At 57.2% G+C, this 13,340-nt stretch carries 10 protein-coding genes and 4 tRNA genes; all 14 read left to right on the forward strand.

Annotation, left to right across the window (positions count from 1 at the left end):
* Position 1 precedes the first annotated feature (1 nt).
* Positions 2 to 1,246 (forward strand): bifunctional 3,4-dihydroxy-2-butanone-4-phosphate synthase/GTP cyclohydrolase II, encoded by a 1,245-nt coding sequence (locus RMR13_RS13060; protein WP_310601065.1) that lies wholly within the window; start codon positions 2 to 4, stop codon positions 1,244 to 1,246.
* Positions 1,247 to 1,267: 21 nt separating this feature from the next.
* Positions 1,268 to 1,735, forward strand: a complete 468-nt coding sequence (gene ribE / locus RMR13_RS13065) for a 6,7-dimethyl-8-ribityllumazine synthase (RefSeq protein WP_310601066.1) — start codon at positions 1,268 to 1,270, stop codon at positions 1,733 to 1,735.
* Between the two features lie 68 nt (positions 1,736 to 1,803).
* A complete protein-coding gene (gene nusB / locus RMR13_RS13070) occupies positions 1,804 to 2,229 on the forward strand; it encodes a transcription antitermination factor NusB (RefSeq protein WP_310601067.1) in 426 nt (141 codons plus the stop codon).
* 212 nt (positions 2,230 to 2,441) lie between these two features.
* Entirely contained in the window at positions 2,442 to 4,589 is a 2,148-nt protein-coding gene (locus RMR13_RS13075; RefSeq protein WP_310601068.1) for a DNA translocase FtsK 4TM domain-containing protein, read from the forward strand.
* Between the two features lie 382 nt (positions 4,590 to 4,971).
* Complete coding sequence (aprB, locus tag RMR13_RS13080) at positions 4,972 to 5,397, forward strand: adenylyl-sulfate reductase subunit beta (RefSeq protein ID WP_310601069.1); 426 nt, start codon at positions 4,972 to 4,974, stop codon at positions 5,395 to 5,397.
* A gap of 70 nt (positions 5,398 to 5,467) precedes the next feature.
* The gene (gene aprA, locus RMR13_RS13085; RefSeq protein WP_310601070.1) at positions 5,468 to 7,483 is read left to right on the forward strand and encodes an adenylyl-sulfate reductase subunit alpha; all 2,016 of its coding nucleotides are present in this window, start codon (positions 5,468 to 5,470) and stop codon (positions 7,481 to 7,483) included.
* A gap of 188 nt (positions 7,484 to 7,671) precedes the next feature.
* The gene (locus tag RMR13_RS13090) at positions 7,672 to 8,925 is read left to right on the forward strand and encodes an FAD-dependent oxidoreductase (protein WP_310601071.1); all 1,254 of its coding nucleotides are present in this window, start codon (positions 7,672 to 7,674) and stop codon (positions 8,923 to 8,925) included.
* Positions 8,926 to 8,937: 12 nt separating this feature from the next.
* On the forward strand, positions 8,938 to 11,187 hold the full coding sequence (locus tag RMR13_RS13095; protein WP_409070293.1) for an FAD-dependent oxidoreductase: 2,250 nt from the start codon (positions 8,938 to 8,940) through the stop codon (positions 11,185 to 11,187).
* Between the two features lie 130 nt (positions 11,188 to 11,317).
* Positions 11,318 to 12,520, forward strand: a complete 1,203-nt coding sequence (gene qmoC, locus RMR13_RS13100) for a quinone-interacting membrane-bound oxidoreductase complex subunit QmoC (protein WP_310601073.1) — start codon at positions 11,318 to 11,320, stop codon at positions 12,518 to 12,520.
* 120 nt (positions 12,521 to 12,640) lie between these two features.
* Positions 12,641 to 12,716, forward strand: a tRNA-Thr gene (locus RMR13_RS13105).
* An 82-nt stretch (positions 12,717 to 12,798) separates the two neighbouring features.
* A tRNA-Tyr gene (locus RMR13_RS13110) sits at positions 12,799 to 12,883 on the forward strand.
* 49 nt (positions 12,884 to 12,932) lie between these two features.
* Positions 12,933 to 13,007 (forward strand) — tRNA-Gly (locus tag RMR13_RS13115).
* A gap of 52 nt (positions 13,008 to 13,059) precedes the next feature.
* Positions 13,060 to 13,134, forward strand: a tRNA-Thr gene (locus RMR13_RS13120).
* Positions 13,135 to 13,202: 68 nt separating this feature from the next.
* The coding region (locus tag RMR13_RS13125; RefSeq protein ID WP_310601077.1) for a GTP-binding protein at positions 13,203 to 13,340 on the forward strand (138 nt) is incomplete at its 3' end.

Genomic DNA, 13,340 nt, shown 5'->3' on the forward strand with positions numbered 1-13,340 from the left:
TATGGCTGTCAGCTCGATTGAGGAAGTGGTAGAGGATATCAAGGCCGGAAAAATGGTCATCCTGGTGGACGACGAGGACCGAGAAAACGAGGGCGACCTCTGCATGGCGGCCGAGTTGGTGACGCCCGAGGCCATCAACTTCATGGCGACCCATGGACGCGGCCTGATCTGCCTGGCCTTGAGCCCGGACATCGTCGATCAGCTAGGCCTGCCGATGATGGTGCCCAACAACCAATCGCCCTTCGGCACCGGATTCACCATCAGCATCGAAGCCCGCACCGGCGTCAGCACCGGCATCTCGGCGGCGGATCGGGCGCGAACCATCCAGGCGGCCGCCGATCCCAAGGCCACGCCCCGCGACATCATCAGCCCCGGCCACATCTTTCCCTTGCGGGCGCGGGGCGGCGGAGTCCTGGTCCGGACCGGCCAGACCGAAGGCTCGGTCGACCTGGCCCGGATAGCCGGCCTCCGCACCGCCGGAATCATCTGCGAAATCATGAAGGATGACGGGACGATGGCCCGGATGCCCGACCTGGAAGTCTTTGCCGAGCAACATGGCCTCAAGATCGCCACCATCGCCGACTTGGTCGCCTATCGGCTGCGCAAGGACGTACTGGTCCGGCGGGCCGCCGAGGCACGGCTGCCAACCTTCCATGCCGGTGAATTCCGGCTGATCGCCTACCAGAACGACGTCGACAAGCAGGAGCACGTGGCCCTGATCAAGGGTGAAATCAATCCCGACGAACCGGTGATGGTGCGCGTGCATTCCGAGTGTCTGACCGGCGATGTTTTCGGGTCCGCCCGCTGCGACTGCGGCTCCCAATTGCACGCCGCCATGCGCATGGTCGACCAGGAAGGGCGTGGCGTGGTGCTGTACATGCGCCAGGAAGGCCGGGGAATCGGGCTGATCAACAAATTGAAGGCCTACAAACTCCAGGACAGCGACGGTTTGGACACGGTCGAGGCCAATATCCGCCTCGGCTTCAAGCCCGACCTGCGCGACTATGGCATCGGCGCCCAGATCCTCCGGGACCTGGGAGTGCGGAAGATGCGACTTTTGACCAATAATCCCAAGAAAATCATCGGGCTGGAAGGATACGGCCTCGAGGTGGTCGATCGGCTGCCGATCGAGATCCCCGGCGAGGAAGAAAACAAGGAATACCTGCGCACCAAGCGCGACAAGATGGGACATATCCTGGAACTGTACGGCGACATGCCGATGGGCTGCGTCACCCGGGATCCGTGATCATATTCAACAGGAACAACCATGGCACATTATTTAGAAGGACATCTGCAGGGAACGGGACGGAAGATTGCCATCGTGGTGGCCCGCTTCAACTCATTTATCTCGGAAAAACTGCTGGAAGGGGCGATTGACAGCCTGACCCGTTCCGGAGTGGCCGGCGACGACATCACGGTTGCCCGCGTACCCGGCGCGTTCGAAATTCCGCTGGTGACCCAGAAGATGGCCCGATCCGGTAAATATCATGCGGTGATCTGCCTCGGCGCGGTGATCCGGGGTGCCACCCCGCATTTCGATTATGTGGCGGGCGAGGTCGCCAAGGGTACGGCCCAGGTGATGCTCGACGCCGGCATTCCGGTTCTGTTCGGCGTGCTGACCACCGAAACCATCGAACAGGCCATCGAACGGGCCGGAACCAAGGCCGGCAACAAAGGGTCGGATGTGGCAGTCGCCGCCCTGGAGATGATCAATTTACTCGAGGCAGTTGGCTGATTACGCGTGGTGGATCGACCTGCCGTCTTGCCTCCGGCACTTATTTTTTCTTCCGCTTTTCAGGTGTTATGGGATTACGGCGTAAATCTCGGGAATTAGCCCTGCAATTTCTTTTCAGCCACGATTTCCAGGAGCGCACGAACGCTGCGGAAGCGCTGGTGCGTGACTGGGAGTTTTTTTGCCAGAGTTTCGAGGCGGGACCGAAGGCCATACCTTACGGTCGTGTCCTGGTTGAGGGAATCAGCAGCCATCTCGACGAGATCGACACCCTGCTGGCCGGTCACTCCCATCATTGGCGGGTGGAGCGGATGTCCGCGGTCGACCGGAATATCCTACGCATCGCCGTGTTCGAGTTACGGTATAGCGGCGATGTTCCCGCCCAGGTGGCGATCAACGAGGCGTTGGAGATTGCCAAACGGTACTCCATTGACGATTCGGTGGCCTTTATCAACGGCGTGCTCGACGCCATTCAAATAGCAGGCTTACATCAGTAGCACGTTTGTGGCCGAAGCTTGCCACAGGTCGCACCGACGCCGCGCAGCATCGAGCTTTCCGAGAGGCGTGCAAGGGGCCTTGACCCTTAAGAAGAAACAAGGCCAGGGCGATGCCGGCATCCGCAAACTGACAGGGGAAAGCCCTTTGACGGGCAGCGCGGGAAAAATGCGGCCGGGATCGGCCGGGGTGGCGTGGCAGAGAACCGGCGGCAATGGCGCAACAAGACAGCAAAAAGGGCGGAGGAAAGCGGCAGGAGGTACTGGCCCTGCTGCTTTTGTTCCTGACCCTGTTTTTTTTCATCGCTCTCATCAGCTACCTGGTGCCGCTGCTCGGTTCGGAGCCAGCCAGGCAAGCGCCCGCCGCCAACTGGTGCGGTGCCATCGGCTTCTATTCGGCCCACTACCTCTTTTCCTTCCTCGGCTTGATCGGCTTTTTCCCCATCGTGCTCCTGGGGTATGCCCTGGTGGCAACCCTGCTTTCCCGCACTGCCACCGACCGGCTGCCCGCCATCGTCGCCGGCATATCCGGGATCATGCTCAGTTCCTCGGGGCTGTTTGGTTCGGTGGAGCAATTGGCGGTGCCCTCGGCCTTCGTTGCCCCGGGCGGCTATCTCGGCACCTTGGTCTGGCGCCTGCTCAGCGGTGCCATCGGCAATGCCGGGACGATGCTGGTCCTGGTTCTGGTTTTGTTGCTGTCGTTGATGGCGGCGGTTCGCTTTTCCCCGCTGGGGCTGTCGCGCCGTTCGCGGCCGCGTCTTGCCTCGCCGGCCGAAATGCCGTCCGAACCCCGAACTCCCGCGGTCAAGATGCAGGCATCGCGGGTGCGGAAGCAGACCGAGGAGACCGCTTCGGCCCAGGACGAAACTCCGCCGCCGGTGCACGACGCCCGCCAAGCCAGCGAGCAGCCAGCGGTCCGGGAGCGAAAGCACGCGGTGAAAACCGACGCCAAGGGGCCGTACAAGATGCCGCCGCTTTCCCTGCTCGACCGGCGTGCGGATGAGGATGTCGAGCTGAGCCGGGAGCACTATTATGAGGTGAGCGCGACCCTGACCTCAAAGCTGCAGGACTTTGGCGTCCAAGGAACGGTCGCCGGCATTTCGCCCGGCCCGGTGGTGACGACCTACGAATTTTCGCCGGCGCCTGGGGTTAAAATCAACCGGATCGTCACCCTGGCCGACGACCTGGCCATGGTGCTTCGGGTCGACCGGGTGCGCATCGTCGGCTCGATTCCCGGCAAGGCGGCCATTGGCATCGAGATACCGAATCCGGTCCGGAAAACGGTCTACCTGCGCGATATCCTGACCACTCCCGAATATCAAGAGGCTTCTTCGCTGCTGACCCTGGCCCTGGGGTTCGATGTCATCGGCCAGCCGGTGGTGGCCAACCTGGCCCGCATGCCGCACCTGCTCATCGCCGGGGCCACGGGGGCGGGCAAATCGGTCGCGATCAACGCCTTCATCGCCTCGATCCTGTTCCGGGCAACTCCGGAGGAGGTCCGGCTGCTGATGATCGATCCCAAACGGATCGAGCTGTCGGTGTACGACGATATTCCCCATCTGCTGCATCCCGTGGTGGTGGAGGCGAAAATGGCCTCTCGCGCCTTGCTGTGGGCGGTTCGGGAAATGGAGCGTCGCTACCGCCTGCTGGAGGAGAGGCGGGTCAAGTCGTTTGCCTCGTACAACCAGGTGGCGGAAGAGAAACTGCCCGCAATCGTGGTCATTGTCGACGAATTGGCCGACTTGATGATGGTCGCCTCCAAGGATGTGGAAACCTCTATCGCCCGCCTGGCGCAGATGGCGCGCGCCGCGGGCATGCACATCATCCTGGCCACCCAGCGGCCGTCGGTGGATGTGCTCACCGGCCTGATCAAGGCGAACTTTCCTACCCGTATCTCCTTTAAGGTATCGTCGAAGGTCGACTCGCGGACCATCCTCGACGGCTCCGGCGCCGAACACCTGCTCGGCATGGGTGACATGCTGTTTTTGCCTCCGGGCGCGGCCAAGCTCCAGCGAATCCATGGGGCCTTCATCTCCGAACAGGATACCGACCGGTTGGTGGCCTATCTCAAAACCCAGGGCACCGCCGAGTATGACGAATCGGTCCTGCATGGCATCGAAGAGACGTCGGAGAGTGTCGACGGTGGCAGCGAGGAATATGATGAAAAATATGACGAGGCTGTGGCGGTGGTGACGGAGACGGGACAGGCTTCGATTTCCATGGTCCAACGCCGGTTGCGGGTGGGCTATAACCGCGCCGCGCGGATGATCGAGATCATGGAAAAGGAAGGAATCGTCGGGCCGGCCGATGGGTCTCGGCCGCGTGAGGTATTGGTCCGCTCAAGCTATTCTGAAAACGAATGAAGGCGGTTCAGCCAGTGGCGCGGCGAGGACTTGAACGAGGCGGATAAAGATGGGCCGTGGTGGGGTGACTCGCGGCATATATCCATATTTCTGATGCTTTCGTTAAATTTTGCTGTTCAGTGCTGTTTTGACGATTTTTCTTGACATCAAGATGGCAACAAATTAATAGTGTCAGGGCCTGGAAATGAGTGGCTGTTCATTTTTCAACCAAGGGAAATTGTTTGAAAATGCGTGTAAAATGAACGGGCTGCACGCCTGGCCGCGGTTGGAAACGGATGGCCTTGAACCATGCGTATTTGTGTTTCTTGAACAAAGAAGTTAGAGGTTGATGGCTTCCCAGATCGGGTGCCATAATGGAAAATCCAAGTGAGGAGGTAGTTTAATGCCAAGTTACGTAGATCCTTCAAAGTGTGATGGTTGCAAGGGTGGAGATAAGACCGCCTGCATGTACATCTGCCCCAACGACCTGATGGTACTCAATGTTGAGGCTATGAAGGCATACAATCAGGAGCCGGATGCATGCTGGGAGTGCTATTCCTGTGTTAAGATTTGTCCGCAGGGCGCAATCTTTGTCCGCGGTTATGATGACTTCGTGCCGTTGGGCGGCCAGGTGCACCCGATGCGTTCTTCTGACTCCATCATGTGGACCGTCAAATTCCGCAACGGCAACGTAAAGCGTTTCAAGTTCCCCATCCGGACCACCGCTGAAGGCGCTTCCAACGATTACGCCGGCCAGAAGGGCGCAAATCTGGATGACGAATGCTTGCTGCTCGAGAGCAACCTGCCGACCCCGACCAAATTGGCCTGATCGCCAAGGCGGATTGAGGATTAATTAACGTTTTAGTTCTTTTTGATACTATTACTGAGGAGATAGGAATATGGCATTACCGAATAAGCCTAAAGGCGAGCTTGCTGCCGTTGTCGATCCGGAAATTGTTGAGCATAGCTGTGACGTACTGATCGTTGGTGGTGGTATGGCTGCCTGTGGCACCGCTTTCGAGATCAAGAAGTGGGCACCCGAAGGCATGAAGATCATCCTGTGCGACAAGGCCTCCATGGAGCGTTCCGGCGCCGTTGCTCAGGGTCTGTCCGCCATCAATACCTACATCGGCGAGAACGCCATCGAAGACTATGTCAAGATGGTTCGTAACGACCTGATGGGCGTTGTTCGCGAAGACCTGATTTATGACCTTGGCCGTCACGTTGACGAGTCCGTCAAGCTCTTTGAGGAGTGGGGACTGCCGGTTTGGAAGAAAGCGGAAGACGGTTCCAACCTCGACGGCGCCAAGCCTGCCAAGACCCTCCGCGAGGGTGGCGCTCCGGTTCGTACCGGTAAATGGCAGATCATGATCAACGGCGAGTCCTACAAGTGCGTCGTTGCCGAGCCGGCCAAGAAGGCTCTGGGCGAAGAGAATATCATGGAGCGTATCTTCATCGTCAAGATGCTGCTCGACAAGAACAAAGAGAACACCATCGCCGGTGCTGTTGGTTTCTCCACCCGCGAGAACAAAGTTCACGTCTTCAAATGCAAGGCTGCTCTCGTAGCCTGCGGCGGCGCGGTTAACATCTTCCGTCCGCGGTCCACTGGCGAAGGTAAGGGTCGTGCATGGTATCCGGTATGGAACGCTGGTTCCACCTACACCATGTGCGCTCAGGTCGGTGCAACCCTGACCATGATGGAAAACCGCTTCACACCGGCACGCTTCAAAGATGGTTACGGCCCGGTTGGCGCCTGGTTCCTCCTGTTCAAGGCCAAAGTACAGAACGGTCTGGGCGAGTTCTACGCCAACAGCCCGGCGGTCAAGGAAGAATTGGCCCAGTTCATGCCGTACGGACAGTCTGCGGTTACCCCGACCTGTCTGCGCAACCACCTGATGCTCAACGAGTTAAAGGCTGGCCGCGGTCCGATCTACATGGCCACCGACGTCGCCCTGAACGCCTTCCTGGATGCACAGCGTGCTGCCGGCAAGGATGAGAAAGAAGTGAAGAAGTTCTGGAAACATCTCGAGTCCGAGGCTTGGGAAGACTTCTTGGATATGTCCGTAGGCCAGGCCGGTCTGTGGGCAGGTATGGACATTGAGCCCGAGAAGGTTGGTTCCGAGATCATGCCGACCGAACCCTACATGCTGGGTTCGCACTCCGGTTGCTGCGGTATCTGGACCTCCGGTCCGAACGAAGACTGGGTACCTGCAATCGATGGTCCTCGTTCGCATCAGTACAAGTGGGGCTACAACCGTATGACTACCGTCAACGGTCTGTTCACCGCCGGTGACGGCGTCGGCGCTTCCGGCCATAAGTTCTCCTCCGGATCCCACGCTGAAGGCCGTATCGTTGCCAAGCAGATGGTCAAGTACTGCCGCGACAACGCCGGCTTCAACCCCGAGTTGGCCCAGACCGCAAAGGAACTGGCCGACGAGGTGTACGCACCGGTTAAGCTGTACAATCAGTTCAAGGATGCAACCACCGCCACCGACGTGAACCCGAACTACGTCAAGCCGGCTGGCATGATGATGCGCCTGATGAAGGCCACCGACGAGTACGGCGGCGGCGTTGCCACCTACTACATGACCTCCGGCAAATTGCTCAACATCTGCCTCGACCTGCTGCGGTTGATGCGCGAAGATGCCGAGAAGATGGCTGCCGGCGATCTGCACGAGTTGATGCGCGCTTGGGAGAACTATCACCGCATCTGGTGTGTTGAGACCCACATCCGTCACATCGAGTTCCGGAAAGAATCCCGTTACCCCGGATTCTACTATCGTTCCGACTACCCGACCTGTGACGACGAGAACTGGAAGGTATTCGTCAACTCCACCTTTGATCCGAAGACCAAAGAATGGAAGTGCGAGAAGGTTCCGTGCGTCAACATCATCGAGACCACTCCTTGGATCTGATCTCGATAAGACATTGATTGTCTGAATAAAAAATCTCCAGGCTCCCTTTGCGGAGTCTGGAGATTTTTTGTATGCAACCGGGTTGTTTTTGTTTGAGTTGAGACGAAAGATGAAGTAGCTTTTCTCATTTCGTATCAATTGAACCAGAAATCACCTTTCATCAATACCAGCAGTTATGGAGGATTGGCATGAGTGACACTGCAGGCAATGGTGCGGTACTGGTTGTGGGTGGCGGTATAAGTGGTTTGACCGCCGCGCTCGAAGCTGCTGAAGTCGGCAAAGATGTTTTTCTTATCGAGAAGAACGCATACTTTGGTGGTCGGGTTGCCCAGCTCAATCAGTATTTCCCCAAACTTTGTCCCCCCACCTGTGGGCTTGAAATTAATTTTAAGCGCATCAAAGACAATCGCCGGATCAGGACCTACACGCTGACGACCGTCAAGTCGGTGAGCGGCGTTCCCGGTAATTTTGAGGTCCAGCTGGAAACGGCGCCGCGCTATATCAATTCCAATTGCACGGCCTGTGGCGACTGCGCCCAGGCGTGTGCCGAGGAAATCGACGATGCCTTCAACTTTGGCATGAGCAAGACCAAAGCGGTTTATCTGCCCCATGAGATGGCTTTTCCGCGCAAGTATGTCTTGGCCAAAGAGGCATGCTCGGTTGCATCGCTGGGTGCGATCAAAGCCGCCTGCAAATATAATGCGGTCGATTTGGACATGCAGCCGCAGACCTTTACCCTGAAAGTCAGCTCCATCATCTGGTCGACCGGCTGGAATCCTTACGATCCCACCAAGATCACCAACCTGCAGTACAGCTCCTCGAATGCCATTGTCACCAACATGATGATGGAACGTCTGGCTGCGGCCAACGGTCCGACCAAGGGCAAAATCCTGCGTCCCGGCGACAACAAGGAGCCTGCTTCCTTTGCCTTCGTCCAATGCGCCGGATCGCGCGACGAGAACCACCTGCAGCATTGCTCCTACATTTGCTGCATGGCCACCTTCAAGCAAATCTCCTATATCCGCGCCCAGTATCCGGAAGCCAAGATCTATGTCTTTTACATCGATCTGCGCACCCCGGGCAAGTACGAGAGCTTCCGCGAGAAGTTCATGGCCGACCCGAACACGATCTTCATCAAGGGCAAGGTGGCCGACATCGCCGCCGAGCGAGATGGCGGGGTGACCGTCACCGCTGAAAATGCCGTTACCGGCGCGAAGGTGCATCAGAAGGTTGACATGTGCGTCTTGGCCACCGGTATGGAACCCGCTCTGGGCGAGCAGGGCAAGGCGTTGAATGTGGTCATGGATGGCAATGGATTTGTGGTTTCTGATGCGGCTAAGGGAATGTTGTCAGCCGGTTGTGCCAAAGCTGCCGTTGATGTGTACACCAGTGGACAATCCTCCACGGCTGCTGCCCTTAAAGCTATTCAGATCGGACGCTAGGAGGACGAGTCAATGAAGAAAGTATATGGTGCATATCTTTGTACTGGTTGTGGCATTGGCGATGTCCTTGATGTTGACGGTCTGAAGGATGCAGCTTCAGACTCCGGCATTGAAATGAAGGACCATGCCTGCCTGTGCGGTGCGGAAGGCCGGACATTCATCGAGAAAGACATTGCTGAGCAGGGCGTGAACACGATCGTGGTCTGCGCCTGTTCGCCGCGCGTCATGCAGCAGGAGTTCAATTTCGGCGAGCAGACCATCACCGTTCGCGGCAACCTGCGCGAACAAGTGGCCTGGACCGGTTCGTTGAAAGAGGACGGCAGCGTCGACGATTTCCTGCAGGAAATGGGCACTGACTATGTCCGGATGGCCGTGACCAGAGCTCAGAAGACCGAGCTGCCCGAGCCGTATAAGCTGGAAACCATCTGCAAGAACATCTTGGTCATGGGCGGTGGTATCGCCGGTTTGACCGCGGCCAAGGAAGCGGCCACGGCCGGATATGAAGTGACCCTGGTCGAGAAGGAAGCCCAGCTCGGCGGCAAGGCTCTCGGCTGGCGGAAGATGTTTCCCACCGCCTACCCCTATACCGACCTTGAGAATCCGACCATTCAGGACATGATTGCCGAGGTGCAGGGCAATGCCAAGATCACGGTCAAAACCGGCACCGAGGTGGCCCGTATCGGCGGTGCTCCCGGTCAGTTCAACGTGACCTTTAAGGTGACCGGTTCCACCTCGGAATGGGACGCTCCCGCCAAGGTGACCGCAGACCAGCAAGATCTGATCAACAAGGGCGAGCTCGAAGATCCGAATAAAGGCATGCAGAAGTACACCACCTTGAATCCCGAGGGCGAGATGTTCGGCGCGGTCGTGCTGGCTACAGGCTGGAAACCCGCCGATGTTTCCCAGTATGAACACCTCGGTTACGGCAAGTTGACCAACGTGGTGACCAACGCCGAATTCGAGAAATTGGCCAAGAACGGCAATGTTCCCGCCCGCGTCGCTTTCGTGCAGAGCCCTGGCGGCAAGGAAAACGACAAGGATTTTCCGTACTGTAACTCCGTCACCTCCATGGTTGCCCTGAAACAGGCCAACTACGTGGTCGAAGACAACCCAGTCGATGGCAAGGCCTACATTCTGTACCAGCACATGCGTACTCCGGGCAATGCCGAGTTCTTCTACAAGAGCATGCAGGCCAAGGACGGCGTGTTCATGACCAAGGCGGCGGTGACCAAAGTGGCGGCTGCCGGCGGTGCCCTGCTCGTGGATGTCGAGGACAATCTGCTGGGCGAGAACCTCCAGTTGGAAGTCGACATGGTCGTTCTGGCCGCCGGCATGGTCCCGACCACTGCCGACGCCAATACGATCAACCTTGCCTATCGCCAAGGTCCGGCATTTCTCGACCTCGATCTGTTCGACGGCTATGCCGACTCGCACTTCATCTGCTTCCCGTATGAGACCAGAAGGACCGGTGTCTACAACTGTGGTGGCGTCCGCAAGGCCGAAACCATGGAAGAGACCATCGACGACGCCACCGGCGCAGCCTTGAAGGCTATTCAATGCATCGAGTCGGCCAACCGTGGTGTTGCCGTGCATCCGCGCTCCGGCGACCAGACCTATCCGGATTTCTTCTTTTCCCGTTGTACCCAGTGCAAGCGCTGCACGGAAGAATGTCCTTTCGGCGCCCTGGATGACGACGAGAAGGGCACGCCGCTGCCCAATCCGACCCGCTGCCGTCGCTGCGGTACCTGTATGGGTGCCTGCCCCGAGCGGATCATCAACTTTGCCGACTACAGCATCGACATGATTGGATCGATGGTCAAATCCATCGAAGTACCAGATGATGACGAAGAGAAGCTGCGGATAGCCGTTTTTGTCTGCGAGAACGACGCCTACCCGGCCCTCGATATGTCGGGCATGCACCGAAACAAGATGAATCGGCTGGTCCGTTTCATTCCTGTCCGCTGCTTGGGTTCGGTCAACATGGTGTGGATCAAGGACGCCATGTCCTCCGGTATGGACGGCGCATTGCTGCTCGGCTGTAAGTATGGCGACGACTACCAATGCCATTTTGTCAAGGGATCTGAGATTGCTTCGCGGCGCATGGAGAACATCGGCGAGACCCTCGGCTCGCTTGGCCTTGAGCCTGAACGATGCGGTGTCCGTGAAATCGCCATTTCCGATTACGACAAGATCCCGACGATCATCGATGAATTCGTTGAAGAAATCGTCGGTATGGGGCCGAATCCGTTCAAGGGCTTCTGATCATATAGAACTGAATGCGCCGCCATTCGGCCATCGTGGGATGGCGGCGACCTCTTTTTGCCGATTTCTGGCAAGAGAGGCATCGATGTGTTGACCCCTCACCTTTCATGACTGGAGGAAATTAATGTCTATGAACGTGCAACCCGATCTTGAATTTATCAAAGCCATGAAGGCGGCTGGCGGTGACACATTGAAACAGTGTTATCAATGTGCGACCTGCTCGGTCGCATGTCCGCTTTCCTCTGACACCAAACCGTTTCCGCGCAAGGAAATGATCCTTGCCCAATGGGGACTGAAGGATAAGCTGATCACGGATCCGAACGTGTTCTTGTGCCATCAGTGCGGCGATTGTACCGAACTGTGCCCGCGCGGCGCTCGCCCGGGCGATGTGCTGGGTGCGATCAGAGCCTATGCCTACCGGGCGCTTGGCTGGCCGAAGGGGCTGGCCGATCTGTGCAGCTCGAAGGACAATCTCCCGGTGCTTATCGGTATTCCCGCTGTGGCCATCTTCATTATGTGGCTGATTTCCGGCGGCATGCATTTTCCGACCGGCGAGCAGTTCGCCAAGGTTGGATACACCCAATTTTTTGGACATTGGGATTTTTATCTGCTGGCAAAGAACGTCCTTTTTATCGATATCATCATGCTGACCGCGGTTGGCATCGCCTTGACTTCGCTCTACAAGGGGATATCGACCCTGTGGCAGGGCATGACCGCTTCCCTCGGCCAGAACGATGTCTTGTACCGGCCGTCGGTGCCCCAGTTCGTCAAACTGTTCCTGTGGCCCGCCATCATTGAAATCCTGGAGCACAAACGGTTCCGCGAGTGCACCGTCAATGCCGACCGGGTCAAGGGCCATCGGCCCCTGGTGTTTGCATTTATCGGTCTGTTCATCGTGACCTGCTATTCGCTTTTCACCCAAGACGTGATCGGTATCTGGATTCCGTCCATGCATGGCCCTATCTCCATGTGGAACCCGGTCAAGCTGCTAGCTAACGTTTCGGCCGTCGCCATGATTGTCGGTATCGGCATTCTCTGGATGAACAGAAGCAGAATGCAAGCCGCTGGCAAGGCCACCGATACGTTTTATGACTGGTTTTTGATCTGGATCATCATGGGTGTGGGCGTGACCGGACTCGGGGCAGAGGTTCTGCGTCTGGTCGGTATCGTCTCGTTGGGCTATATCGTGTACTACCTCCATCTTATCTCGGTGGTAATGCTCTTCCTGTACATGCCGTACACGAAGTTCGCCCACCTCGTGTATCGCACTTTTGCCATGGCGTTTGAGCGCTATCGTGAATCATCTTACGTCAAGAATCCGTTGAACGGATGAGATGTACAGACACATGTATTGAGTAAAAACCGGGAAGTTCGCTTCCCGGTTTTTTTATTGTTCGGCTTGAGTAAAAACATATTGATTTTTAAAATTTGTCGAGTATATTTTCCGGCTCATGCTGGCGTAGCTCAATTGGCAGAGCACCTGATTTGTAATCAGGGGGTTGCGGGTTCAAGTCCCATCGCCAGCTCCAGGAAGTAGAGAAGACAAGAGCCAGAAAGCGGCTGGCGGGTTACGTTATCAGCTTTCTTGCTCTTGTCTTTTGGTGATACAGTGGAGGGGTTCCCGAGCGGCCAAAGGGAACAGACTGTAAATCTGTCGGCGGAGCCTTCGGAGGTTCGAATCCTCCCCCCTCCACCACATCCTGGTTCGATGGTACCGCGCTTGGCGACGCAGTATAAAGAGTAAAGCGGGAATAGCTCAATGGTAGAGCATCAGCCTTCCAAGCTGAGGGTTGCGGGTTCGAGTCTCGTTTCCCGCTCCATTTTTTCCTGATAAACGCCAAGCGCAAGGCAACCTCCGGTTCGACGATCTTTGCCCACGTAACTCAGTGGTAGAGTACCTCCTTGGTAAGGAGGAAGCCATCGGTTCAAGTCCGATCGTGGGCTCCAAAGTAACAATCGATTATGCGCAAGAGATCGATTGATTCTGATTGAATATTTGTCCAAGGAGACATGAGATGGCGAAGGAAAAATTTACGCGGACGAAGCCGCATGTCAATGTCGGAACAATCGGTCATATCGACCATGGCAAAACAACGCTGACAGCGGCGATCACCCGTGTACTGTCGACCAAGGGCATGGCCAAGTTCACTGAC

Source organism: Desulfobulbus sp. (assembly GCF_031547805.1).
In the GTDB taxonomy this organism is placed as follows: Bacteria; Desulfobacterota; Desulfobulbia; order Desulfobulbales; family Desulfobulbaceae; genus Desulfobulbus.